This window comes from Microvirga vignae (assembly GCF_001017175.1).
Taxonomy (GTDB): Bacteria; Pseudomonadota; Alphaproteobacteria; order Rhizobiales; family Beijerinckiaceae; genus Microvirga; species Microvirga vignae.
Genome location: NZ_LCYG01000117.1, coordinates 1 through 23,365 on the forward strand (window position 1 = coordinate 1; position 23,365 = coordinate 23,365).

General features: G+C 60.9%; 24 protein-coding genes. 9 read left to right on the top strand and 15 right to left on the bottom strand.

Annotated elements, in window-relative coordinates:
* The 3 genes from AA309_RS36155 to AA309_RS29155 form a co-directional block, all read right to left on the bottom strand.
* A partial coding sequence (locus AA309_RS36155; protein ID WP_210166525.1) for a hypothetical protein occupies positions 1–204 on the bottom strand: 204 nt, incomplete at its 3' end.
* 170 nt (positions 205–374) lie between these two features.
* On the bottom strand, positions 375–791 hold the full coding sequence (locus AA309_RS29150) for an organic hydroperoxide resistance protein (protein ID WP_047192543.1): 417 nt from the start codon (positions 789–791) through the stop codon (positions 375–377).
* A 353-nt stretch (positions 792–1,144) separates the two neighbouring features.
* Positions 1,145–1,546 carry a hypothetical protein gene (locus AA309_RS29155; protein WP_047192526.1) on the bottom strand — a complete coding sequence of 134 codons (402 nt, stop codon included), beginning with the start codon at positions 1,544–1,546 and terminating at the stop codon, positions 1,145–1,147.
* An 846-nt stretch (positions 1,547–2,392) separates the two neighbouring features.
* Between AA309_RS29155 and AA309_RS29160 the strand changes: the two genes are divergently transcribed.
* Positions 2,393–2,737 carry a hypothetical protein gene (locus tag AA309_RS29160; RefSeq protein WP_047192527.1) on the top strand — a complete coding sequence of 115 codons (345 nt, stop codon included), beginning with the start codon at positions 2,393–2,395 and terminating at the stop codon, positions 2,735–2,737.
* Positions 2,738–3,262: 525 nt separating this feature from the next.
* Here the strand turns inward: AA309_RS29160 and AA309_RS29165 are convergent.
* Positions 3,263–4,315 (bottom strand): alpha/beta fold hydrolase, encoded by a 1,053-nt coding sequence (locus AA309_RS29165; protein ID WP_047192528.1) that lies wholly within the window; start codon positions 4,313–4,315, stop codon positions 3,263–3,265.
* Between the two features lie 351 nt (positions 4,316–4,666).
* On the opposite strand from AA309_RS29165, the gene AA309_RS29170 reads away from it, so the two are divergent.
* From AA309_RS29170 to AA309_RS29185, 5 genes are all read left to right on the top strand, one after another.
* A complete protein-coding gene (locus tag AA309_RS29170) occupies positions 4,667–5,083 on the top strand; it encodes an organic hydroperoxide resistance protein (RefSeq protein WP_047192529.1) in 417 nt (138 codons plus the stop codon).
* Between the two features lie 548 nt (positions 5,084–5,631).
* Positions 5,632–6,921, top strand: coding sequence for an epoxide hydrolase family protein (locus AA309_RS29175; RefSeq protein ID WP_047192530.1), 1,290 nt, complete (start codon positions 5,632–5,634; stop codon positions 6,919–6,921).
* Positions 6,922–7,043: 122 nt separating this feature from the next.
* The gene (locus AA309_RS29180; protein ID WP_047192531.1) at positions 7,044–7,454 is read left to right on the top strand and encodes a cupin domain-containing protein; all 411 of its coding nucleotides are present in this window, start codon (positions 7,044–7,046) and stop codon (positions 7,452–7,454) included.
* The gene (locus AA309_RS35540; RefSeq protein WP_160310572.1) at positions 7,451–7,621 is read left to right on the top strand and encodes a hypothetical protein; all 171 of its coding nucleotides are present in this window, start codon (positions 7,451–7,453) and stop codon (positions 7,619–7,621) included. The genes AA309_RS29180 and AA309_RS35540 overlap by 4 nt, the downstream gene beginning before the upstream one ends.
* Before the next feature lie 296 nt (positions 7,622–7,917).
* Positions 7,918–8,940 (top strand): purine-nucleoside phosphorylase, encoded by a 1,023-nt coding sequence (locus AA309_RS29185; protein WP_047192532.1) that lies wholly within the window; start codon positions 7,918–7,920, stop codon positions 8,938–8,940.
* A gap of 183 nt (positions 8,941–9,123) precedes the next feature.
* On the opposite strand, the gene AA309_RS29190 is transcribed toward AA309_RS29185, so the two are convergent.
* The 6 genes from AA309_RS29190 to AA309_RS29215 form a co-directional block, all read right to left on the bottom strand.
* Positions 9,124–9,582: a DUF6130 family protein gene (locus tag AA309_RS29190; RefSeq protein WP_047192533.1), complete on the bottom strand. Its 459-nt coding sequence runs from the start codon at positions 9,580–9,582 to the stop codon at positions 9,124–9,126.
* Positions 9,583–9,972: 390 nt separating this feature from the next.
* A complete protein-coding gene (gene msrA, locus AA309_RS29195; protein ID WP_342027993.1) occupies positions 9,973–10,575 on the bottom strand; it encodes a peptide-methionine (S)-S-oxide reductase MsrA in 603 nt (200 codons plus the stop codon).
* Between the two features lie 147 nt (positions 10,576–10,722).
* Positions 10,723–12,492, bottom strand: coding sequence for a cytochrome c biogenesis protein DipZ (locus AA309_RS29200; RefSeq protein ID WP_047192534.1), 1,770 nt, complete (start codon positions 12,490–12,492; stop codon positions 10,723–10,725).
* Between the two features lie 369 nt (positions 12,493–12,861).
* A complete protein-coding gene (locus AA309_RS29205; protein WP_047192535.1) occupies positions 12,862–14,181 on the bottom strand; it encodes a HAMP domain-containing sensor histidine kinase in 1,320 nt (439 codons plus the stop codon).
* The gene (locus AA309_RS29210) at positions 14,178–14,918 is read right to left on the bottom strand and encodes a response regulator (protein ID WP_047192536.1); all 741 of its coding nucleotides are present in this window, start codon (positions 14,916–14,918) and stop codon (positions 14,178–14,180) included. Before AA309_RS29210 ends, AA309_RS29205 begins: the two co-directional genes overlap by 4 nt.
* Positions 14,919–15,134: 216 nt before the next feature.
* Positions 15,135–15,809 (bottom strand): type 1 glutamine amidotransferase domain-containing protein, encoded by a 675-nt coding sequence (locus tag AA309_RS29215; protein WP_047192537.1) that lies wholly within the window; start codon positions 15,807–15,809, stop codon positions 15,135–15,137.
* Positions 15,810–16,283: 474 nt separating this feature from the next.
* On the opposite strand from AA309_RS29215, the gene AA309_RS37350 reads away from it, so the two are divergent.
* Both AA309_RS37350 and AA309_RS32670 read left to right on the top strand, forming a co-directional pair.
* Positions 16,284–16,412, top strand: coding sequence for a hypothetical protein (locus AA309_RS37350; RefSeq protein ID WP_280136941.1), 129 nt, complete (start codon positions 16,284–16,286; stop codon positions 16,410–16,412).
* Between the two features lie 119 nt (positions 16,413–16,531).
* A complete protein-coding gene (locus AA309_RS32670; protein ID WP_052955080.1) occupies positions 16,532–16,921 on the top strand; it encodes a DNA-binding transcriptional response regulator in 390 nt (129 codons plus the stop codon).
* 155 nt (positions 16,922–17,076) lie between these two features.
* Here AA309_RS32670 and AA309_RS29225 read toward each other — a convergent pair whose 3' ends face one another.
* From AA309_RS29225 to AA309_RS29240, 4 genes are all read right to left on the bottom strand, one after another.
* A complete protein-coding gene (locus tag AA309_RS29225) occupies positions 17,077–17,796 on the bottom strand; it encodes a hypothetical protein (RefSeq protein WP_047192546.1) in 720 nt (239 codons plus the stop codon).
* A 22-nt stretch (positions 17,797–17,818) separates the two neighbouring features.
* Positions 17,819–18,610 (bottom strand): SDR family NAD(P)-dependent oxidoreductase, encoded by a 792-nt coding sequence (locus AA309_RS29230; RefSeq protein WP_047192538.1) that lies wholly within the window; start codon positions 18,608–18,610, stop codon positions 17,819–17,821.
* A 91-nt stretch (positions 18,611–18,701) separates the two neighbouring features.
* Complete coding sequence (locus AA309_RS29235; RefSeq protein ID WP_047192539.1) at positions 18,702–20,042, bottom strand: epoxide hydrolase family protein; 1,341 nt, start codon at positions 20,040–20,042, stop codon at positions 18,702–18,704.
* A 468-nt stretch (positions 20,043–20,510) separates the two neighbouring features.
* Positions 20,511–21,707, bottom strand: a complete 1,197-nt coding sequence (locus tag AA309_RS29240; protein ID WP_047192540.1) for an MFS transporter — start codon at positions 21,705–21,707, stop codon at positions 20,511–20,513.
* 120 nt (positions 21,708–21,827) lie between these two features.
* On the opposite strand from AA309_RS29240, the gene AA309_RS29245 reads away from it, so the two are divergent.
* The gene (locus tag AA309_RS29245) at positions 21,828–22,220 is read left to right on the top strand and encodes an ArsR/SmtB family transcription factor (RefSeq protein ID WP_047192541.1); all 393 of its coding nucleotides are present in this window, start codon (positions 21,828–21,830) and stop codon (positions 22,218–22,220) included.
* Between the two features lie 208 nt (positions 22,221–22,428).
* Here AA309_RS29245 and AA309_RS29250 read toward each other — a convergent pair whose 3' ends face one another.
* Entirely contained in the window at positions 22,429–23,271 is an 843-nt protein-coding gene (locus AA309_RS29250; RefSeq protein ID WP_047192542.1) for an SDR family NAD(P)-dependent oxidoreductase, read from the bottom strand.
* Positions 23,272–23,365 lie beyond the last annotated feature (94 nt).

Consider the following 23,365-nt stretch of genomic DNA (forward strand, 5'->3'; position numbering starts at 1 on the left):
CAGTGCGTCGAACTCGTCTGCGTAGGCCAACGGTTGGGCGAGGAACCAGGAGGTGACGAGGCCCGCGAGCATCGCGCGGCGCCTATCCAGCCTAAGAGACCTGAGGCATGAGATGGAGCGTGCGGCCCGGTAGGTTGGACGATCCTGTTCGGGCCACCATGGGACCTTCTGCAGAAGGCCGCTTCGGCCTTGTTGAGACCACATGAAGATCCGCTTTGTGTGCACCGGAACGACGATCAGGGTCGAGACGGTGCAAGGTGTGGCGCTGATGACCATGCCCGCTAGACAGGCAAGGATCACAGCATCCTTGCTGGCACCGCCCGACCCCGACGGTATTGGCATGCTTTGGCAGGCCGGACCCGTAATGGCTCCGGCTAGGCTAGGTTAATCGCGACATCGATGTTGCCGCGTGTCGCCTTGGAATAGGGGCACGTCCGGTGCGCCTCATTCACCAGGGCAAGGGCGACGTCACGGTCGACGCCCGGAACGCTGACGTTGAGGCGAGCCCCCAGGGAGTAGGCGCCGTCAGCAAGGATCAGGTCCACCTCGGCGTCGATCGCCAGATCATCCGGGAGAGCGACCTTCATCTTGCGGGCCGCAATCCCGATTGCCCCTTCGAAACAGGCGGACCAACCGGCGGCGAACAACTGCTCCGGATTAGTGCCGGGGCGTGGCGAACCGGGAGATGAGAGCTTGACGTCCAGGCGGCCGTCACTGCTGCGGGAGGCGCCGTCCCGACCACCTGTGGTGTGGGTTTTGCCTGTGTACAACACTTTTTCGACTTGGGTCATGGTGTTCACCTTTCTGAGCACCGTCCGCCGTGCAACCAGCGCACTGGCCATGTGCGGTCATCATCGCGAAATCTGGGATCGACCGAGATGGGGGCGAATAGTCGCGATCCGGTAGACATTCTTCCGCGTTACGATTGAGTGGAAAGTTCACGATCGCTCAAGTTCAGTGCCAGACGTGCGGTGGACACCAGCGATAAAAAGTCAGGCTTCAAGCGGGCTGGTCGTGGATAGGAGGAGACTGGAAACGCCTGATGTCCCGGAGGCGGATGCAGTACCGTTCTATGCCGCTCCTCGGCGCTTTTGAGCCGCTTGCCGCATGGAGCAGAGCGCGGTTGGCCTTCATCCTCCGGCTCCTATTCAGATTTGCGAGAGAACCGTAGGGAGAAGTCCTGGCTTTCGGCGCTACGGGCAGCCTCGATAATAAATTCGGCTGCAGCTGTGATCTCACTATCGTCGAAGTCCGACATCCCATAGCCGTCAATGGGTGATGGATGCTGCAGGGAGGAGACCTCCAGCCACAACGAGGGCATGCTGGGATCCGAGTTGTTCTCAAGCATCTCGGTAAGCCGGACTTCAAGCGGGCCCAAGCGCGTCACTGTCACAGTACGAAAGCCAATGGTCTTTTCGGCTTCGAATACAAGCCGAATATAAGCTCGAATAATGCGCTGCTCGATCTCCTCCGCGCGGAGATCGGACGAGGGCAACGTCCCACAAAAATCTGCACTCTGCTGCGCCAGCATTTGCCCGGATATCATATCCGCCTCCACATAAGTATCGGCCTTGTCGCATTGATCATGGTCACACAGTTTGGAACACGTGCTCGCTACTACAGAGGAAACACGACCCTGCACAGCAGGAGCACCCGTGCAGGGCCGTGCTATCGAGCACACAAGCGGCCGACTTCCCGTTCTGCCGCTACGGCTGTATCTTCCATCCGCGATGTGGACTCGATGTACGCGCATGCGAGGCGTGACAAGGACTGCGGCCTCGACAGCTTGGAGTTGCTTACACGGAAGCACTCTTCCATCGCGGTCGGACGCACGGACTCTTGGCAACGCCGGGAGGTCTCGCACAGGGCGCAGCCATCGGGCCCGTAGATCCTGATCACGGTGCAGGAAAATATCGACAAAGCGGCCGGATGATTAGCCATTCTGTCGAGGAGACAGTCTTTCAGGATCGGGAACAATCCCCCGTGCTCAGGCTAGAGATGACGAGGTCGATTCACGAGTCGTCACAATGCGGCACGTCCGGATGTCACGGGCTAAACCGGACCACTACAGAGCGGGAAAGACGTTGTCCTCTGCCTTGCCGGCCTCGTTCAGGATTTACGTTTACCAAATTCAAGTTGCTTCCTCCCAGCTTTGTCCTGTCAGGAACAGCGCTGTTGCCCAACGAGAAGACTGCCAGCGAGTTCGAGAGTTAAAGTAGTCTGCAAGTTCGCTCCTGTGATCCGGTCGTGATGCCGCTGCCGAGGAATTCTAGCATGCTTGGCGCACATTTGGACTTGAAGCTACATCTGCATGCAATTTTAGCGACATGGGACACAAAGGAGATACTCGGGGCACTTATCTCTCGCCGAGCTCAACCCAGTGAAGAGACAAATGTCTGACCAGATCAAGCATAGCCGCCTTCGCTTCTTGGAGGCTGCGTCCATGACAATTGCCGCCGTTGATCGGCTATCGATCACACGCATGGACGCATCCTCTACTCAATCCGCCGAGATCGATTTGATATTTAGTGATGTTATGAACCGCGAGCTCAAAGATGACAGTATGCTCTATCCAACAGCCGTGCTGGCGGAGTTGAGCGCGCTGGTGCGTAGCGTGCGGGCAACTTCACCGAATAGTACCCTTGCCACTATCGCTGAGACAAAGATCCAAAGAATTATCGCACTCGGTGGCGGCTACAACGTGCTGGGACAAGGCGCTTCCCGATGCGCGAAGTAACGGGATCCGCGGCCTTGTTGAAGGATAACAGTCGGGTATCGGCCGAGTCGATCGGAGATACCGTCTACTCAGGAGACGATCTGAGGAGCAGGGACGAGGGAACTCCTTCAGCCTACCGAATTGTCTTATTGCTCATTGTCGTCTTGGCATTTGTGAACGTGACATCGACGGCGCTGATGCTGAGAAGTTGGGCCGATAGTCGACTTCTGGGCAGCGATTCGACTGAAACTCTCCTTGTAGACCCATCAACCAAAGAACGAAATTGAGCTCAGAGGCTCCTCAGGGTCTGTTAGTCCTTGAGCCAGTCGAAACTCCGTTGCCCTCACTCCGGGAAACGGTATGTGGAGCGTGCTCGCTTGGCTCAACAGACACAACATCCCCTGGCTTGCCAAGTTCATGCATCAGGGATTCATTTGACCCCTGCGTCATTGTTTTTGGTCGTGTGCCGGTGCCCCTCCGTAGGGAGTAGGCGATCAAGATCACCTAGGCACCGGCGAGTTCAACCATGGGTCCGCCATCCGCGTGTCAGGTGCGATCAACATCCACCACGGCCTGAGCGAAGGCCTGCGGCGCTTCTTGAGGCAGGTTGTGGCCGATACCGCCGGTGATCAGCCGATGTTCATACTTGCCCGAGAACTTTTTGGCATAGGCCGCCGGGTCAGGATGGGGTGCGCCATTGGCATCGCCTTCCAGAGTGATCGTCGGGACGCTGATCACCGGGAAATCGGCAAGCCGCTTCTCCAATGCATCGTATTTGACCTCGCCTTCAGCCAGTCCGAGCCGCCAGCGATAATTGTGGATCACGATAGCGACGTGGTCCACGTTGTCGAATGCCACCGCGCTGCGGTTGAATGTGGCGTCGTCGAAGTTCCACTTCGGCGAAGCGAGCTCCCAAATCAGCCTGGCGAAGTCGCGCCGGTATTTTTCGTAGCCGGCGTGGCCGCGTTCCGTCGCGAAATAGTACTGATACCACCATTGCAGCTCGGCCTTGGGTGGCAAAGGCATCTTGTTTGCCTCGGGGCTGCCGATCAGATAGCCGCTCACCGAGACCATCGCCTTGCACCGTTCGGGCCAGAGCGCCGCGAGGATGTTGGCGGTTCGTGCGCCCCAGTCGCAACCCGCGATGATGGCCTTATCGATCCTGAGGGCATCCATCAGGGCGATGATGTCTACGGCGACCGCCGACTGCTGGCCGTTCCGGGGCGTGTCGACCGACAGAAAGTCGGTCGTGCCGTACCCGCGCAAATAGGGAACGATCACCCGATAGCCCGCCTCGGCGAGCAGCGGTGCCACATCCACATAAGTATGGATGTCGTAAGGCCAGCCGTGCAGGAGGATCACCGGGGCGCCGTCGGTGGGGCCGGCTTCTGCGTAGCCGACATTTAGGACGCCTGCTTCGACCTGCTTGAGCGAGGCGAATGACGTGTTCGCGCCCGGCGTGACCGCCGGAAGGCGGGACGGCGCCTGATTGCCCGATTGGGCTCGCGCGGCACCCATGCCCCCGAGCTGAGCAGCCGCCACGGTCAATGCTGCCGCGCCAACAAAGCGTCGCCGCAAATGGTTTATGTCCTCTGCCATCGAGATCTTTCCTGTTGGATGAACCGGAGCCACAGGAACCGATGTTAATGTGTCTCCACTGTGTTCCGGCAGGGGGATTTTGAACGAATGTGTACTTACGAGCGGGTTAGATACACTGAGATACAGATGTAATCCTGCCGGACCAGCTTGCCCGAGCATAGCCAGGGACGGGCAAGCTTCGACGTTGGCATCGCGAGCTGGAAGTTTTGTAGCGCCATGTATCACGCGCGCTGAAAACGACTCTGGCTTACATTTCCGGCCAATCTGAAAATATACCGGACACTCAGTTCGCCCATCTGTCGGCTTCGCTGACGTTACGACCCTCAGCGTTACAGCAACGGAGCTTACACCATGACGAAGATCGAAAAGGTCCTGTATACGGGAAAGACCCGCACGTCCGGAGGCCGCGACGGTGCGTCTCGGAGCGATGACGGCCGTCTTGATATCAAGCTGTCCCATTTCGTGGGTGCGGGGAGCGGCACCAATCCGGAGCAGCTCTTTGCAGCCGGGTGGTCGGCCTGCTTTCTCAGTGCGATAGGCATCGCGGCTGGCAAGAGGAAGATCGCTCTTCCCGAGGACCACGAAGTCTATGCGGAGGTCGACGTTGGCCACACTGGCGACGCCTATTTCCTCCAGGCCCGTCTCAACGTGAGTCTGCCGGGCATCGATGCCGCAACGGCGCAGGCCCTTGTCGACGAAGCACACCAGACGTGCCCTTATTCCAAGGCCACGCGCGGAAACATCGACGTTGCGATCGCACTCGTCTAAGTGACGCGGCCTCCGGGATCAGTCAAGAGCCGAACCCGGAGGCAGCACCCAGTCGCCGAGCAGGCGCCACTCGCCTTAAATGGATCAAACTGAGGGATGGCGACCTGCGGATTCGACTGAGGTTTCGAGCGTGAATCCATCAAGCAATCCATCACCGCTGAGAATTACGCCAACAGAAGAAGGGAAGCTCAATGCGCATTCTCGTAGTGACCATTGCTGTGCTAGCGCTTGCCGCAGCGCCATGTGCCTGGGATAGCGACCCGGGGGAACTGCCCGCGATCGTAGCACTTTTCGCTAGGTAACTGCCTGTGACCAACGCCAGCTTGATGGAAGCAGCGCTATCCCTGAATGAGGCCTCCCTGCCAACTTCGTGGGTGTGGATTCCATCGCCGAAAACCCAAGAAGCAATCAAGTTTCCTAGTCTTGCGTAACCCGAAAGAGTGTCCGTCGGACAGCACGTGTTCGCACCGATCCCGCCCCCTTACGTTTTATCTCAGCGTGCTTGGTGAAGGGCCATCAAGTCCACTTCGCCGCTATGGAGAAGATCAATGGTAGAACCATCATCGCACCCAAGCCGGCGCGACCTCATGGCTGTCTCGGCTGCCGCAGCTGCGTTGAGCCTGCTTCCCGCGGGCTTGGCTAAAGCAGCCGAAGACAACGTCATACGTCCATTCCGCGTCGACATTCCGGAAGAGCAACTCGTTGACCTTCGCCGCCGCATCGCGGCGACACGGTGGCCCGACCGGGAGATAGTCAATGATCAGTCACAGGGCATCCAACTCGCGAAAATCAAGCCGCTCGTCGAATATTGGGGCACCGGCTACGACTGGCGGAAGGCGGAAGCGAAGCTGAATGCCTTGCCGCAGTTCATGACCAAGATCGATGGCGTCGACATCCACTTCGTTCACGTTCGCTCGAAGCATCCCAACGCGCTGCCGCTGATCATGACCCATGGCTGGCCGGGATCGGTGTTCGAGCTGCTCAAGACCGTTGGCCCGCTGACCGATCCCCCGGCTCATGGAGGGAGCGCGGAGGACGCCTTCGATCTCGTTCTACCCTCGATGCCTGGATACGGCTTCTCCGGCAAGCCAACTGACACTGGCTGGGGCCCCGACCGCATCGCGCGCGCCTGGGCGGAGCTGATGAAGCGACTGGGGTACGCCCGCTATGTCGCCCAGGGCGGCGACTGGGGCTCCCCGGTCTCCAGCGCGATGGCACGCCAAGCACCGACTGGCCTGCTGGGCATCCATATTAACCTGCCGGCGACGATCCCTCCTGAGGTGGACCAGGCACTGGCAGGCGGTGGGCCCGCGCCGGCGGGACTCTCCGATAAGGAGCGCGCGACCTTCGAGGAGCTCAGCGCCTTTGCGAAGATGGGACACCGGTCGTATGCCGTGATGATGGGCACGCGGCCGCAGACGATCGGTTTGGCCATCACGGACACCCCGGCAGGCCTCGCAGCGTGGATGCTCGGGCATCCGGGCTTCGCGAAGTGGACCTATAACAGCAGCGATCCCGAAAAGTTGCCGGACGAGGTCCTCGACGACATTTCGCTGTACTGGCTGACGAACACTGCGACCTCGGCCGCACGGCTGTACTGGGAGAACAAATCCAACATCTTGTCCGCGACCTCGGAGAAGACCGCCGAGATCTCGCTTCCGGTGGCGATCACGGTCTTTCCGGGGGAGGTCTATCGCGCCCCGGAGACATGGGCCCGGCGCGCCTATCGCAATCTCACCTACTTCCACGAGGTCGACAAGGGCGGTCATTTCGCGGCTTGGGAACAGCCGGAACTCTTCAGCGCTGAGCTCCGAGCCGCGTTCCGACCGCTCCGCTAGTCGTGGCTAGCTGGTCTAAGTCGGGATCGCCTGCGATGACGACACTTCTAAGCCCTGATCGGTGATTGCAGGATTATCCAGGGCTTTGACTACACATGCTTGAAGGACGAAAGGAGATCCACATGAAAGCGACTCGAGTTATTGCGACAGCGGTGCTGTTCGTCGGCAGCGGATTGGCGCAGGCGCAGCAGCCAGAAAATCAGATGGCACAGCCTTCAGGCATCGGGCGCACCGAGGTCCTGCGGCACGATCTTGGTGCGCCCGGACGCGAGGTCATCCAAGTCCGTGTCGACTTCGCTCCCGGAGCGGCATTCGGCATGCACACGCATCCAGGCGAAGAGGTCGCCTATGTCCTCGAAGGCTCGCTGGAATATCAGTTCGAGGGCAAGCCGCCGATCACGCTCAAGACCGGCGACTCCTTGTTCATCCCGGCCGGAACGCCGCACGCGGCAAGGAACGTCGGCAGCGACAAGGCCGCGGAGCTCGCCACGTACTTAGTCGAGAAAGGGAAGCCGCTCGTGGCGGTCAAGTGAGCAATACCGTCCTCGTCCGGCCCGAGGAGGCCAAGGACCGGTTCGGTTCCATCAAGGTCCTCGTGAACACCGAAGGCGTTGGAGATATCCCAGCGGTGGAGGAGGGTGACCGGGAAAACCTCGGTCGGCGGATCGATATCAACTTCGTCGGCCTTGTCACGACCTGACCGAGGCGGTGCCCGCGCTGATCCTCGACGGGCGTTTGGCCAGTCCGCGACTTAGTGCACTCTCGACGGAGGGACCGGTAGGCTCGGACGGCACTCGCCTTGGGGGAGGGTAGGGGATTGCCAGCGGCAGAGGAGGAAGCATGATTGGTCATTTGGACACCAAGCCTGGAGACGATCGCTTGAAGAATCGCTGCCATCGCCAGTTCAAAGATTGGTGAGATGCGCATTCTTCAGCCTTAATCTCGGGCTGGGGAAGTGCTTATCCGTGTGTCTCACCGTGCAAGGAGGGTTTCCTGATGTCGTGTCGAACGTTCACCCGAGTTGTCGCCACCGCCGTGGCACTCACCGCGTCCACTCTTATCCCGCCGGCCTTGGCCGATGAGCCCGTGAAGGTGAAAGTGTTCGTCGGCGCGATGTTCGAGATCGGTCAGAACACCGGCGACCGGGCCGGCGAGTTCCAGCACTGGTACGAGCGCTACTTCAGCCAGAGCAAACCGATCAGCGTCAAAGGGGCCCTGAACCCGGTATATTGCAACGATGACGGCGTTTGCGGATCCGTGCTGGGGATGGGCAAGGTCGCATCGTCCTCATCGGTTCAGGCGATCATCCTGAACCCGCAGTTCGACATGTCCGAAGCCTACTTCATCGTCAGCGGGGTCGCCGGCACCCCGCCCGAGCGCGGGACCATCGCAGACGTCAGCTGGGCGACCTGGCTGGTCGACTACGACCTCGGCCACCGCTGGGCTCCGGAGGAGGGGGAGCCGGGCGCTCCGACCTTCATGCCGCGTAAGGGCTATGAGAAGGTTCGCCTGTTCCAGCTCAATCCCGATCTCGTTGGCTGGGCGATGCACCTCACGGGAAAGACGAACCTGAAGGACTCGGATTCCGCGCGATCCTATCGCATGCGCTACCCGCAGGAGGCAGCGCAGCGGACCCCGGCGGTGAAGACCGGCACCCACATCACCGGCGACACCTTCTTCCATGGTCCCGGCATGTCCGCCCAGGCGCAATACATCGCCAAGCTCTATGGCGCGGATGACTACCTCATCACCGAGATGGAGGCCGCCGGCATCGCTCAGGTGGTCCAGCGGACATTGGGAGACCGCCGGTTCTTGAGCTTGCGTGGAGCGGTGAACTTCGACCAAGGCAATCCGAACGAGACCACGCTCCAGCATCTCGATCCGGCCCCGGGTCAGACGGCGGGTGGGTTTGCCGAGACGGTCGACAATATCGCCGCAGTGGGCGGCCGGATGGTGGATCACATTGTGTCCCACTGGTCCGAGTGGAAGAACGGCGTTCCCCCGCTACCACGGCAGTAAGGCACTGCATCGGAACCCATCCTTGTCGATAGGCCAAGAGGCGAAGCTGCCTAGGGAAACTGGGGTGTTCCTTGGCGTAACGGCCTCGTCGGAAGCCGTCACGCCAAGGTGTTGGCCTGAATTGTCTCGGGACAGGCAGAAACCGGACCTCGCCTTGGTCCTCGTGCAGAGCCTTCGCAATCCTCAGTGCGGGTGAGATCCAGTCTCGGGTACGGTGAACGTCACCGTCTGTCCGGTGAAGACGTGGTGCTCAGGGCTGGCCAACTCGAGCTTCACCTTGTGCTGGCCAGGCGGCAGCCCAACCACGATGATGGTATTGGTATCATTCCCCGTATCCGCCCAGCGCCAAGGCGAATCGTCAACGGTGACGTGCAGATGCCCGACCCGTGGAGAGACGTTGCTGGCAGCAGCCCCGAACACCGGCAAGATGCGGAAGTTCTCCGTCCGGTATGGGATGAGGACGGCGCCCCGGGCCAGCGGTTCAGGGAGCGGCGGATCCACGATCAGCTTGGGTGCGGGCTCGTTCTTGATGGGGAAGAACGGCGGGGGATTGCGGACTTCCCCAGCGCTCTGGGCGAAGGCGCCCGTGGCGAGCACAGCGGCGGCCGCGGCTGTGGCAAGCGTCCTGATGAGCATGGTCATGCAGTCTCTCCTTTGGATTAGATAGAAAAATCCTTATGCCTCATGGACCAGCCCGTGACGGACATGACCATGGACGGGGTCGGAGGCGGGCCGAATAACCGCGTCTCGGAAGGCAGATATTCACCTTGTGAACGAATGCCTCTCGCGTGGTGACCCGAATCGCGGCTCGCCGTTGCCTCGAACCCTACGGTGAGCCTGACGCGCGCTCGTATCTCGAGTGTGTTCAGATATCCCAGAAACTGTATCGCCATGTAGAAGGAAAGCCGATCGGCTTCACGTGGCAAACGGCGCTGCACCGAGATGCCGCGCCGCTCTCGCGAATTACATCCACAGCCCACGCTTGTGTCGGCGAGGGTCCCGGCGACCGCGCCCTCTCAACCGCCAGGAAGATCAGTCCGTGTGTCCCGCAACCAGCACGGGCTGCGCCCGGTAGAGGGCAGGGATGAGACGCCTCAGCGCTTCGATTTTTGGCCGCTCATGGACAACGACATAAGGCTGGCCGGGATTGTTGTACATGTAGTCCTGGTGGTAGTGCTCTGCCTCATAGAAGGATTGTCCGGGCTCAATGGTCGTCGCAATCTCTGAGTTGAACAATTTGGCCTCATCCAGCTGTTTGATGTAATTTTCCGCGATTTTCGCCTGCTGTTCGTCCGAAGGAAAGATCGCGGAGCGATACTGCGGACCAACGTCTGGTCCCTGACGATCGAGCTGCGTGGGATCGTGGGCCGCCGAGAAGAACACTCGGAGCAGCGTCCCGTAGCTGATCTTCTGAGGATCGAACACGACACGAACCGCTTCAGCGTGGCGAGTCAGTCCGGTTTCTGTCTGCTCGTAGCTCGCAGTCTCTGCACTTCCTCCAGCATATCCGGACGTCGCGCTGACCACGCCCTCGACATGCTGAAAAACAGCCTGGATACCCCAGAAGCAGCCTCCGGCAAGAACGGCCGTCTGCAAGCCGCCCTCCGTGGATTCGTCGAATAGGGCAGCTGGCACCAGTCGAGGAGCCTCCGCAGCAGACGGTACCCGACTGACAATTGCAAAGCCGATAAGTCCAAGCATTGCGACAGTTACAACCACTTTGCCAGAGCTCCGGCGAGGTTTGGGAAGATGATGATCGTCAATGAGCATTGCGCTTCCTCCTTAGCCGAAAGTGAACACGTAGGCCTCGACGCCGGCATCGAGAAAACGAATTTCGAAGGTACGCTCGCGCACGTCACCTTCTTGACGAACCAGCTGGTAGAGCCGGGTTTCTGAAACTGTGCCATTCCCGGCAGCGTCGATGTCCGTCCCGCGGTTTACCCCCGGGGCTTTGCCGTCGATGGTGACCTGAAACCGTACCGGTTTGCCGTCCCGGCCGGGGCCTAGAACGAGATGCAAGTCCCTCGCGCGGAACTTGTAGGCGATTGCCCCTCCGGACTGATTCAGCGCAGCCTGCTCGGCCCCCACCGTCCAGTTCCCGGTCAGGCTCCACTCATTGAGCCGCAACTGCCCAGCGGTATAGTCCTGCGCCCGGTCGACGCCAACCTGTTCGGGCGAATTGAAATTCGACGCTCGCATGTAGCCGATATACGTCTCGTCGGACCGGACGCGGGCGAAATCAGGCGCGGCTTCCGCGCCCTGCACGTCCGGCGTCACGAAGCCGCCGTCGGCTCTCCGGCCACCTGCCGCTTCGGCCAACAGCTCTTGGATGACCCGCTCCGACCCCTCGTAATCACCCTCACCGAAGTGGTGATGCCTGATCCGCCCCTCCGCATCGACGAAGTAGTGAGCGGGCCAGTAGTTGTTCCGGAAGGCGCGCCAGATCTTGAAGTCGTTGTCGACCGCTACAGGATAGGTGATCCCAAAGTTCTGGATCGCGCGCTTCACATTGTCGATCTTCTTCTCGAAAGCAAACTCAGGTGTGTGAACGCCGATCACAACGAGACCCTGATCCTTGTACTTCTCAGCCCAGGCCCGCACGTAGGGCACTGTCCGAATGCAGTTGATGCAGGAGTATGTCCAGAAGTCGACGAGGACGACCTTGCCGCGCAGTTGTTCAGCGGTCAGCGGCTCGGAATTCAGCCACTTCACGGCACCATCAAGGGATGGAAACGTGCCCTCGATCGGCAGACTGCTGCGGTAGCCCTGGCGAACGTCGTTTGCGGCCAGCCTCATGCTGGGGCCTGCGGAATTCGTTTGGGCTGCATCGGAGTTATCATGGACCCTGTCCAGCAGCGATTGTTCTATCCCGGCTGTGCTCGCATAGGACAGGCGCGTCAGAAGTCCGGTGTCGAGGCCGAGGGTGATGGTCGCAACGCCCGCGAGAACGGCGGCGCCCACGCCCTGCCGAATGCGGTGGCCGAGACCAAGAGAGCGTTTCATGGCCGCGAATACCCGTCCCCCTGCCAAGACTGCCAGCGCCAAAGATGTCGCTGCGCCAGCGGCGTAGGCCACCAACAGGAAGGACGTCTGCGGATTGGCTCCCTGGAGAGCGGCTCCTGTCAGGACCAATCCCAGGACCGGACCAGCGCAGGGCGCCCAAAGCAGGCCAGTCGCAGCACCGAGCAGAAGCGATCCGCCGACACTCGGCTTGTCTGTAGCGGCTGTACCAGACAGCCGACCGCCGAGGGCGACGATCGGGCGGGTCAGGACAGTGGCAGCGCGTGATGAGATGAGGGTCACGCCGAATACGGCCAGCAGCGCAATGGCGGCAGAGCGTCCGATCTCGTTCGCGTGCACCGCCCAGCTTCCGCCTACGGCAGCGAGCGTCGCGACCGCGGCGAAGGTGGCCGCCATGCCGACCAGCATTGGCAGAATGCTGCGGACGAAGGGCTGGCCTGCCCGCGAAAAGACGAACGGTAGGATTGGAAGAATACAGGGGCTGACGATTGTCAGCACTCCCGCCAAATAGGATATTGCAAACAGTGTCATGGCTGATCCTCCTAGGCGCAACCAATGCAGAGCAATGATTTGGCCGGCATTTGAGCTTCATGCGCATGTGATCAGCACAAGGTATCCAGGATGTTTTTTGGCGGGGCAGAATTGTAACCAAGTGTACGGGAGGCAACCCATCCGCCTATCGGAGGTTAATGGTTCCCGGCCTGTCTGCGCGATGTATCGATCAACAGCAAAAACACCCGGGACTCTGCGCTGGCCCGCGGTACCGGCGAACACACCGTGCACAATGACGACAGTTTTGAATTTGGTGGCCGGATGGACGACTAGGCATCAACCCTCGACAACGCCACGTCAGCGCATTCATGAGTGCCGTTGTCGTTCCGGTGGTGCACAGCGGTGGGATCACCCGAAGATTATCTCGGCGGCGAGTCCCCCTTCAGGCCTGTTTCTGAGATTGAGCGAGCCGCCGATCGCTAATGCTAGCTGGTGAGCTATAGCCAGGCCGAGGCCGGTTCCACCGGTATTGCGGTTGCGGGACTGTTCGAGACGATAGAATGGCTGCAGGACAGCCTCGAGCTGGCCTTCCGGGATGCCCGGCCCGTTATCGAGCACGGTGATGCAGGTTCGTCCCTCTGGGGTTTTTCCGACGTTGACTTCTGCTTCCCCGGCGAACTTGAGCGCGTTATCGATGAGGTTCGTGATGATGCGCCGGAGTGCATGTGGCCGTGTCACCACCACGGCGTCGATCGTCTCCGGAGACGTCACGGCCTTTCCAGTGTCCTGATAATCAAAGACGATGCTTTCGACGAAAGAACCGATATCGATACGGGCCGGCTTCTCGCCGGTGCCATGGGCTGTTCTGGCATAGGTCACACCCTCGCGCACGAGCCTCTCGATTTCCGAAAGATCACTGATTAGCTTTTCCTTCTCCGGACTTTCCTCCGCCATCTCGGCACGAAGTTTCATGCGCGTGATAGGCGTCTGAAGATCGTGGGAAATGGCGGCGAGGATCTGCACGCGTTCCTCCAGGTAGTGGGCGATCCGATCCCGCATGGCGTTGAATGCCGTCGCAGCATAAGCTACTTCCTTCGGCCCGGTCTCCTCCAACCGAGCCGCCTTCTTGCTGGGATCCAGTGCCTCGGCTGCATTGGCGAGCCGAAGAAGGGGTCTGATCGCCAAACGCACCGCAAACCAGGTGCAAAGTATGAGAAGCAGGAGCTGTGCGATCAGAACATAGGGGAGCCAGTTCGCAAGAGGCATGACCTTTGGCCTTAGATCGATCGTCACTTGCGTCTGGTCGCTGAGCGTCACATGGGCCTGTAAACGTTGCGGGCGGCCGGGAACGGTTTCAACTGTGACCGGAAAGCGCCGTCCCGCCGCCTCATTGATGGTTTCTGCAATCTCGGTGCCCAGACCACTGAGTTCGGGAACGCCGGGAAGACCTGGACCGAGTTCATACCGGTAGTTCCGCCGCTCCAGCATAGCGATCCATTGCTGGCGTTCGTTCGCGGGGAGGCGATCGAGCAGGGCAATCGAGGTGCCGACGTCTTTTTCCAGATTGCCAAGCATCATCGTCTTGGCGGTCATGTAGCGCTCGAGGAACAAGACGCCGAAGGAAAGGGCGTGCGCGGCTGCCAGTCCGGCAAAGAGGATGAGAAAAAGCCGCCACCGCAGGGTTCGCGGAAGATGAAAAAACCTGCGAAGCCAGCCGATTGCATTCATGGCCGTGCCGTGGTGATCTCAACCGGCATCGCCAAGACATAGCCTTCGCTGCGGACAGTCTTGATGTAAGCTGGCTCGCGTGCGTCATCGCGAAGGCGCTGTCGCAACCGGCTGACGAGCAGGTCGATCGAGCGGTCGAACAGTTCGGCTTCGCGTCCCTGGGTCAGATTGAGCAACTGATCGCGGGAGAGGACCCGTTGCGGATGGTCGAGGAAGACGCGAAGCAGGCGGTATTCAGCGCCGCTCAGCGCAACAGCGGTTCCGTCCTCGTCAAGGAGGTGCCTCATAGTGGTATCGAGCTGCCATGCGCCGAAAGTCAGCAATTGCCCGACTTCCGTCACCTGAAGGTTCGGCGGCAGCATGCGGGTGCGGCGGAGGATCGCCTTGATTCTGGCGAGTAGTTCGCGTGCAGCGAAGGGTTTGATCAGATAGTCATCCGCTCCCATCTCGAGGCCGACGATTCTGTCCGTCTCATCGCTCCGCGCGGTTAGCATCAGGATCGGCGTGGATTTGTGCTTGCCCGCCCGGAGCTCACGGCAGAGCACGAGCCCATCATCGCCTGGCATCATCACATCGAGGACGATAAGATCCACCCTGTCGGCTTCGAGAAATGACCGCATTTGCCGCCCATCCGCAGCGACAGTCACACGCAGGCCATTTTTCCTCAGGTAGCCGGAAACAAGTTCCCGGATCTCTCGGTCGTCATCAACGATCAGGATGTGGTCTGTATGCTCCATACCCATCACCCTCAAATTGGGCCCACTTCGCTTTAACAGGTCGGTCAATGATATAAATCCACCTGCTTAAGAGATTTGTATCGGTCTGTATCTGCTCACTTGAGCGTTACAGAGGCTGACAAACTTCCCGTCACTCCGCTGCCTCCGCCGGCTCACGTCGGAACCGATGAGCGGCACCGGCGGCTCGCGATCGCGGGCCACCGGGAGAGTTCGGCATCAGCGGAGGACCTTGAGGAGCTCCTGAGCGGCCGCGGTCGACGAGGCGGGGTTCTGGCCGGTAATCAGGCGGCCGTCGACAGTGACGAAGCTTTCCCAGTCGCCGCCCTTCTCATAGCGTCCCCCGAGCCGCTTCAGCTCGTCCTCGACAAGGAAAGGCACGACATTGGTGAGCTGGACGGCTTCCTCCTCGGAGTTGGTGAAGCCCGTGACGCGCTTGCCCTTGACGATCGGCTCGCCCTGGTAGGTCGCGCGGTGTAGTACGGCTGGCCCATGGCACACGGCGGCGACGGGCTTGCCGGCATCGTAGATCGCCTCGATCAGGGCAATGGAAGTCGGATCGTCGGCGAGATCCCACATCGGGCCATGTCCGCCCGGATAGAAGACGGTGTCGTAGTCATCCGCCCTGACGTCACTGAGCTTGACAGTGTTCGCCAGGACCTCCTGCGCCTCTGGATCGTTCTTGAACCGCGCCATTGCCTCGGTCTGGTTGCCGGGCTCGTCGCTTTTGGGATCGATCGGTGGCTGGCCGCCCTTGGGCGAGGCGACGGTGATCTCGGTGCCGGCGTCCTTGAAGACATAGTAGGGCGCGGCGAATTCCTCGAGCCAGAAGCCGGTCGGCTTGCCAGTATTGCCAAGCTGACCATGCGAGGTCAGCACCATCAGGACTTTCATGCGCGTACTCCTTGGTTGGAATGCACCTAACTGACTGACAAGGCTGTGCTTCAATGGTCCTGATCAGTCGAGTAACCTCTCAAAGCCATCGCACGGTTCCTCAGTGGTCCGCTTGGAGGTCTCTGGCCAAGCGCGAAAAGTCATTGTAACACGAACAATCCTAAACCGTGCCGCCGCTCTCCTGAAGGTCTAAGGATCAGCATTCATCGTTCCCCTCAGCGGAAGAATGGAACGATCCAATCGATAGAAACGAGATCCTTGTCTAAGCCGCCCACGATCGCAGCTTTCAGTGCCGGCGCAGGCTCATAATCGCTCCTGACAGATCCGTTATGGGGGGCACGGGTCCTTGACGACAGCGTCCTCCGTGATTGTTCCTCCTTGCGTAAGGGTCTCGTGCCAGCGTCGGGAATTTCATGACGCGACAAACGCCATTAAGTTGTTCACATCGCTAGTCGGTCGGAACAGGAGGTTGTCATGACACGCAATGTTCGGACGATCACGAAGGCCCCTGAAACGCATCCGCTCCCAGTAAGCATCCTTGAGGCGTTGATTGTGGTGGCGATCTACGTGGCTTGGCTGATCGTCAGCCTGCTGATGCACTGACATACGAGCACCAAGCTGCAGACTGGTCACCTCTGACGATGAAGACCCGGGTTGATGACGGGCCAAGGAAGCAAATTTGAGCCGACCAAGGCATCGTTGGCTCATCGCGGAGAAACACTATGAGCGCCACCAACCCACAACGGATTCTCATCGCGGACAATAACCCGGACTTCCGGGGAAGGCTCGCGCATTGCCTGCGGACCCGCGGCCATGACGTCATCACGGCAGAAGCGGGAGAGCGAGCCTTCGTGGCCCTGCACGACTGGAGTCGCCCCATTGACTGGCTTTACACCCGGGCCGCTCCGCCCGGCCTGATCGACGGCTGGATCCTTGTCGACGAGTATCACGAGACGCACCAGAACAGAGCGGTCATCATATCCGGCTCGGAAGCCCGAATCTCATCACAAGGCGACATCGTCCTGAAGCAGCCGATACCCCCACGGCGTTCAAAGCCATTCTTGGTGCCCTTTCTTCGGCTTCGCAACAGTAACCAGAGAAGCGCACAATGAGCCCGGTCGAATGGGGCAGCCAGACTGGAAGACTGACCAATCCCAGTTCTCCAAGCATACTATGCTCCATCCGCAGGAAGTGATTATGACGGATCAGACTCGAAGCGCCGGAGCGCCCGTCACTACATGCGACAGGCGGCCTCGTACGAGAGAACCTAGGTGAACCGCACGTCGCTGATATCGATCGAGACCAGCAGGACATCCAGATCCGGTCTGTGGTCGGGCCCGCGCAGATAGGCGCGCCGCTTGCTGGGAAGGCGAATCCCGTCGGCTTCAATGTAGTCGTGGACAATCTGCGCCGCGGCAAACCCGCCGGCGACGTCGACGGTGTAGTCATGCCTGCGCAGGGACAGGTCATCTCCGAAATAGAAGTCCTGAACGCGGCTGTGCGTGGCGATAGAGTCCGGAAACTCCACACGCAGTACGCGCCAGATGCTGCTCCCTTCGGCCCAAGGTTCGACCTCCTGGACCCGGACCCCTTCCATCGCGAACAGGAACGGGGTCGTGAGGTAGGTCCACAGGGCGTACCCGTTGAAGTAGGCCCGGTGCAGCGGGTCCCAGGGCGTGTCGAGGCCATGGCCGGCAAAAGCCGCTCTCGGGTGAATGCGTTCGCTCACGATCGAGCCGTCGTCCCGGACGATGGCGATCCGCTCGGGTGTGAATTCCGTATGCCAGTCAGGGTCGCCGAACGGCTTGAGCGAGGCGCGTTCTTGATGAGGAGACACGGTCATGCGGCGCGGGTTCGGATCCTGGATCAGGCCCTTGAGGCCCCAGAGGCTTCCGCCCGTGACGATCGTCGCTTCCCCAAGAGTGACGGATCGCCAGCGGTCGAGGCCGCCGTGAGCCTCAATCACACCTGCAAGCAAATCGTCCATCGCGAACTCCCCCATATTGACGTTATGCGAGCGAGTGGACGAGGCCACCTTCGACACGGATCGCTGCGCCGTTGGTTGCCGCCGAAAGTGGACTGGCCAGGAAAGCGACCATGTTCGCGATCTCCTCCGGTTCGATCAGCCGCTGAAGCAGCGATCCGGAGCGGGCGGTCGCAAAAAACTCCGCCTCGGCCTCCTCGACGGTTGCATTCGGATCGCTGGCGATGCTTCGCAGGAAATCGGCGATGCCCTCCGAGCGTGTTGGCCCCGGCATCACCGAATTGACCGTGACGGCCGTGCCTTTCGTAAGGCCTGCAAGGCCCCGCGCGATCGAAAGCTGTGCGGTCTTGGTCATGGCATAGTGGATCATGCCAGGATCAACCGCGAGGCCGGTTTCGCTGGAGACGAAGATGACGCGGCCCGTCTTCTTCTCCAGCATGCGCGGGAAATAGCGACGGGTCAGACGAACACCGCTCATCACGTTCACGTCGAAGTAACGCTGCCAGTCGGCGTCCGTGATGTCGGCAAAGGGCTTGCTCTCATAGATGCCGAGATTGTTCACGAGGATGTCGACCTCGGGAACCTTCCGGAACAAGAAGTCTGCGCCTTCCGCTGTTGTGATGTTCGCCACGATGCCGACGACGTCCGACGCGCCGGACTGGCGGATACCGTCCACCGCCTGCTCGAGTTTGGCCTGATCTCGGCCGGAAATGATGATGCTGGCTCCCTCGGTGGCGAGTTTGCGGGCGATCTCGAGCCCAATGCCCGCACTCGATCCTGTGACAAGCGCCTTCTGATCTTTGATCTGCAAATCCATGACGAACGTCCGTTGGTTTCTATGCTTTTCACCTGTGAGATTCGAGGGGTGGGGATGCGGACAGGGAGGGAACCCGTCCGCGTCCCCTCGCTCAGCGGAGCGACCTGAAGGCCGCCCGCAGTTCCTGAGCGAAAATCATGGGCTGCTCCCAGGCGGCGAAATGGCCGCCCTTTTCAACCCGGTTGTAATGGATGAGGTTGGGGTAGGCGCGCTCGGTCCAGCTTCGCGGCGCCTCATATTGTTCGCCGGGGAAGACGGTCACCGCCACCGGAATGGAGACACCCTTGGCGTTGAAGAATCCACCCTTGTATTCCCAATACAGACGCGACGCAGAGACACCCGTATTGGTCAGCCAATAAAGCGTGATGTTGTCGAGGATCTCATCCCGCGTCAGTTCGCCCGTCGCGCTCGTGGTTCGGTTCAGAGCCGTGGCGACCGCCGCCGCCGGCTGGTCATCGGCGTCGTTGTGGTCGAGAAGCCAGGCGGCGAGGCCGACGGGTGAATCCGCGATGCCGTACAAGGTTTGCGGGCGCGACCCCATCAATCTGGCGTAGTCGACCTGCTTGAAGGTTCTCACCAGCTGCTCATAGGCGCGCTGTTCGTCAGCGGAGAGACCCGATGGTGCTGGGCCGCCGGCCAGGAGAGCCTTGTCGACATCGGCTGGAACGGTGGCCGGCATGTTGGTGTGGATGGCGAGTAATCCCTCTGGTGCCTGCAAGCCCATCTGGTCGACGACAAAAGCACCCCAGTCGCCGCCCTGAGCGACGTAGCGGGTGTAGCCGAGCCGCTTCATCAGCTCCGCCCAGGCGCGAGCCATGCGCTCCGGACCCCAGCCGGTGCTCGTCGGCTTGCCGGAGAACCCGTAGCCGGGCATCGACGGGATGACGACGTCGAACGCGTCCTCGGCCTTCCCGCCGTGCGCGGTTGGATCGGTCAGCGGCCCGATGAGTTTGATCTGCTCGAGCACCGAGCCCGGCCAGCCATGCGTGATGACCAACGGAAGGGCGCTCGGATGCCTCGAACGGACGTGGATGAAGTGAATGTCCAGCCCGTCGATGGTTGTCACGAACTGCGGGAAGGCGTCGAGTTTCGCCTCCGCCTTGCGCCAATCGTAATCCGTTGCCCAATAGCGTGCGAGCTTCTCCATCGTTGCGAGCGGCACGCCCTGCGATGAATCGGATACGGTCTCCTTCCCGGGCCAGCGCGTGGCGGCGATGCGCTGGCGAAGTTCGTCGAGCGCAGCTTGAGGTGCGTGGAAGGTGAAGGGGCGGATCGCGGTGTCCTCGGCCGACGCGCTCATCTTTGCTGGCGCTGCGGCCAGTGGCGTGGGCAGCAGGTTGACGGCACCTCCTGCCGCCGAGGTGGCGAGAATTACGGCGGCCGATCTGGCTAGGAAGCTGCGCCGTGTAGACGGCAGTGCTTTTGCTGGCATGTTCGTTCTCCAAAAAATCGAAGGTGAGCCTTGGCGGCCCAGTCGAACCTGGCCGTCGGAGTGAAACCTTCAGCGGAGAGATGAGATTGACCGGTCCAAGTATGCCGCTTGTTTCCGGATCAGCCAGAAACGTAAGACAAAGTCAGCTTCAGCGCGCTCGATACATGAATGTACAAAGTTTTCGGTTCGTCTATGGCAGCCCCGAAGCGACGCCACAAAGGCTGACTGCGCCTGACGAAGTTGAAGGTTGCAACGCAGTGCGCCCGATGCGGTGGAGATCGCTGCATCAGCCAGGATGTGCACGTGCCTATTCCTGAACGGCGGCCGCCTCAATACTCGCCCTACAGCAGAATTCCTCAAGTAAGGCCGGTATGACGTTCGACTCGGCGGCGGTGCTTTTAAAGGTTTCCGACAACAGAGACACCCGGGGAGCTGCCGAGCGTTTTGCCGTTGGTTTCACCGCCCGGGTTAAGGCACCGATCCCTCCGGGAGATCCTGCAACCGCCGGAGAGCGGGGAGCCGCTCTGTGGCAAGCACGATCACAAGGGCAAGGAGGGTCGCGACCGCACCCGTCCAACCCAAGTCAGCCGGAGTTCCAACATTGATCACCGCGCCGCCGACAACGGACCCGAGCGCCACGCCCAGATAAAGAGCCGAGGCGTTGAGCGACAGCGAAACAGGGGCGCTCGCTGGTTGGAGCGCAACAAGGCGGCTCGCCTGTGCCGGCAGCAGCATCCAGCCCACGATCCCCCACAGAACGGTCAGCACAATGAGGGCTGGCCCAGCAAGCGCGGGGCTGAGGAGCTTGGCGGCCAGCGATATGATCGCCAGGATTATGCTGAGGCCGAGAACAGAGAAGGTCGCGGTGGTCCGTGCACCATACCGGTCTGCGGCTTGGCCGCCGATGAAATTGCCGAGAGCGGCGCCTACGCCCCAGGCAAGCAGCAGGCCCGGAATGACCACTGCCGGCAGTCCCGTTCCCTCAACGGCAAGCGGCGCGAGATACGTGAAGACGCTGAAGCCCCCGGTCATGGCCAAGAGAGTCGTGGCCAGGATCGGCAGTAGTCCGGGTTTCACGATCGTCATTGCACGCTCACGCAAAGGGATGCGTGTCCCCCGCAGATGAGCGGGAATCTTGAGAAGAATAGCCACTGCAGCAACGGCACTCAGGGCTGCGATGGCTGCGAACGTGCCCCGCCAGCCCGTCAGGGTCGCCAGCAGCGCACCGATTGGAGCACCGAGTGCCACCGCCACCGTGGTACCGCCCACCACCACGGAAATGGCGCGTGCACGCCGTTCAGGTGGAGCGAGCGCAATGGCAGTGGCCTGTGCGGTCGCAGCATAAAGGCCTGCGGAGAGCGCCATGACCACACGAGCCAGGAGTAGAGCCAGGAACGAGGAGGTCAGGGCAGCAGCCAGATTGCTGGCCGCGAAAAGAATCATCGTGCCGGCCAGAATGCGGCGCCGATCCACCTCGCCGAGCAGTGTCGCAAGGACAGGTGCGCCGAAAGCATAGGAAAGGGAAAATGCGGTGACGAGGGTTCCGCCCTGAGCGACAGAAATCCCTGCGTCCGCGGCAATGGCGGGTAGGATGCCTGCGATCACGAAGCCTTCCGTTCCGACAACAAAGGTGCCGAGCGCCAGCCAAATCAGAGGTGAGATCATCTGAACTCTCCATTGTTCAAAGGTTATCGAACATATGAACAGACGCTGCAGGTTTGACAAGGCCTTGTTCAATGATCGTTGAACGTTGAAATTTTGGATCATTGAGCCTAGATCAGGCTCATGCGCGATCCTTTCCACCCGTCTGCCGACTCGCTCGACCTTGCGGCTATCTTTGCTGCCCTGAGCGACCCGACCCGCCTGACAATCCTGCTTCGCCTCGCAGGAGCGCACTCAGACGTCCGGTGCGGGGACTTCACGGACTTGGCCGCAAAATCCAATCTCAGCTATCACTTCGCGAAGATGCGCGAGGCCGGACTGGTGAGCCTGCGAAGTGAGGGGACGTCACGCTTCCTGGCACTGCGCCGTAATGATATTGAGCGGCAATTCCCAGGCCTTCTGGATCAGCTGATTGCGTCCGCCAAGCGCATGGAGGACAGAACGAGGGATCTCCAGACTGCGGCTTCGCCTGACGCATCCGAGAGTGGGGCTCAGCGGAAACCTGTTCGAGCCTGAACAGCCGCGCGGTTGCCGGGCCAATGCGCTGCCGCCCGTGATGAGAGACGTCTTTCCCATTCAGGCCACGTCAGTCTCGTTCTGGTTGAATAGCGATGCAGGTTCTGATCTGACCCTCACGCAAGGCAGGGGCGCCTCAGCGCCTCCCGCCCATTCAACTCAGTCGCGCGTCCTTGCACACTCCCGGTCCGAAGCAGTTGATCGGGTGCTAGTAGTGGGCAGGCTCCCAGGAGGTGCGGCTGCCCGTTTCACTCCCCACATTGTAACGGTTGGCCGGCTTCGTCCTCGAGAGCTTGCCGGCCATCGTCTGGCGGGCCGCGTCGTAGGCGTCCCACTCGGATTTGTCCTCAAGTGCGGGGATGGTGACCGTCTCGCCTTGGTCCAGACCGGCGAGCGCGGCGTCGACCAGGTCCTGCGCCGACATGACGATTTCCGCAGGGAGATTGCTCACCGGCAGCCCAGCGATGTCCCAGAACTCCGTCGCCGTGGCGCCAGGCAGGACCGCCTGGATCCGCACGCCCTTCTCAGCCAGTTCATGCTGGAGGGACTGGCTGAAGGCCAGGACGAAGGCCTTGGATCCGCCGTAGACCCCATTGAGGGTTTCCGGCGAGATGGCGACGATGGATGCGATGTTGATGATCGTGCCGCCGCCGCGCGCAACGAAGGCCGGTGCGGCCGCGTAGGTCAGGCGGGTCAGGGCCAGGACGTTCAGCCGGATCATCCGGTCCATTGCGTCGACATCGGAGGCAAGGAGCGGAGCCGCTCCGCCTATGCCGGCATTGTTCACGAGCATCGAGATCGTGTCGTTCGTCCGCAGGACCGTCTCGACCCGAAGAAGATCCACGTCGTCGTTCAGGTCGGCGGGCAGGATCTCGATCGAGCGGCCCGTCTCGTCCCGCAGCCGGGCCGCAAGCGCCTCGAGGCGGCTCTGGTTTCGCGCCACAAGGATCAGATCGTAGCCGCGCTGGGCCAGACGATCGGCATAGATGGCGCCGATGCCTGACGAGGCGCCGGTGATCAGGGCGGTGCCCTGGGATGTCCGTGTGTTCATGTATATCTCCTGTTGCTGGGGGTTCTAAAGGCCGTGGATCTTCACGACCGGGGTTGAACATCAGTTGGAATTCAATGACCGGCGCTCTGGCCGC

What these genes read in the sequence shown, in the direction of transcription:
- AA309_RS29150 (WP_047192543.1), bottom strand. Translation starts at nt 791, where the DNA reads ATGACCCAAGTCGAAAAAGTGTTGTACACAGGCAAAACCCACACCACA.
- AA309_RS29155 (WP_047192526.1), bottom strand. Translation starts at nt 1,546, where the DNA reads ATGATATCCGGGCAAATGCTGGCGCAGCAGAGTGCAGATTTTTGTGGG.
- AA309_RS29160 (WP_047192527.1), top strand. Translation starts at nt 2,393, where the DNA reads ATGTCTGACCAGATCAAGCATAGCCGCCTTCGCTTCTTGGAGGCTGCG.
- AA309_RS29165 (WP_047192528.1), bottom strand. Translation starts at nt 4,315, where the DNA reads ATGGCAGAGGACATAAACCATTTGCGGCGACGCTTTGTTGGCGCGGCA.
- AA309_RS29170 (WP_047192529.1), top strand. Translation starts at nt 4,667, where the DNA reads ATGACGAAGATCGAAAAGGTCCTGTATACGGGAAAGACCCGCACGTCC.
- AA309_RS29175 (WP_047192530.1), top strand. Translation starts at nt 5,632, where the DNA reads ATGGTAGAACCATCATCGCACCCAAGCCGGCGCGACCTCATGGCTGTC.
- AA309_RS29180 (WP_047192531.1), top strand. Translation starts at nt 7,044, where the DNA reads ATGAAAGCGACTCGAGTTATTGCGACAGCGGTGCTGTTCGTCGGCAGC.
- AA309_RS29185 (WP_047192532.1), top strand. Translation starts at nt 7,918, where the DNA reads ATGTCGTGTCGAACGTTCACCCGAGTTGTCGCCACCGCCGTGGCACTC.
- AA309_RS29190 (WP_047192533.1), bottom strand. Translation starts at nt 9,582, where the DNA reads ATGACCATGCTCATCAGGACGCTTGCCACAGCCGCGGCCGCCGCTGTG.
- AA309_RS29200 (WP_047192534.1), bottom strand. Translation starts at nt 12,492, where the DNA reads ATGACACTGTTTGCAATATCCTATTTGGCGGGAGTGCTGACAATCGTC.
- AA309_RS29205 (WP_047192535.1), bottom strand. Translation starts at nt 14,181, where the DNA reads ATGAATGCAATCGGCTGGCTTCGCAGGTTTTTTCATCTTCCGCGAACC.
- AA309_RS29210 (WP_047192536.1), bottom strand. Translation starts at nt 14,918, where the DNA reads ATGGAGCATACAGACCACATCCTGATCGTTGATGACGACCGAGAGATC.
- AA309_RS29215 (WP_047192537.1), bottom strand. Translation starts at nt 15,809, where the DNA reads ATGAAAGTCCTGATGGTGCTGACCTCGCATGGTCAGCTTGGCAATACT.
- AA309_RS37350 (WP_280136941.1), top strand. Translation starts at nt 16,284, where the DNA reads ATGACACGCAATGTTCGGACGATCACGAAGGCCCCTGAAACGCATCCG.
- AA309_RS32670 (WP_052955080.1), top strand. Translation starts at nt 16,532, where the DNA reads ATGAGCGCCACCAACCCACAACGGATTCTCATCGCGGACAATAACCCG.
- AA309_RS29225 (WP_047192546.1), bottom strand. Translation starts at nt 17,796, where the DNA reads ATGGACGATTTGCTTGCAGGTGTGATTGAGGCTCACGGCGGCCTCGAC.
- AA309_RS29230 (WP_047192538.1), bottom strand. Translation starts at nt 18,610, where the DNA reads ATGGATTTGCAGATCAAAGATCAGAAGGCGCTTGTCACAGGATCGAGT.
- AA309_RS29235 (WP_047192539.1), bottom strand. Translation starts at nt 20,042, where the DNA reads ATGCCAGCAAAAGCACTGCCGTCTACACGGCGCAGCTTCCTAGCCAGA.
- AA309_RS29240 (WP_047192540.1), bottom strand. Translation starts at nt 21,707, where the DNA reads ATGATCTCACCTCTGATTTGGCTGGCGCTCGGCACCTTTGTTGTCGGA.
- AA309_RS29245 (WP_047192541.1), top strand. Translation starts at nt 21,828, where the DNA reads ATGCGCGATCCTTTCCACCCGTCTGCCGACTCGCTCGACCTTGCGGCT.
- AA309_RS29250 (WP_047192542.1), bottom strand. Translation starts at nt 23,271, where the DNA reads ATGAACACACGGACATCCCAGGGCACCGCCCTGATCACCGGCGCCTCG.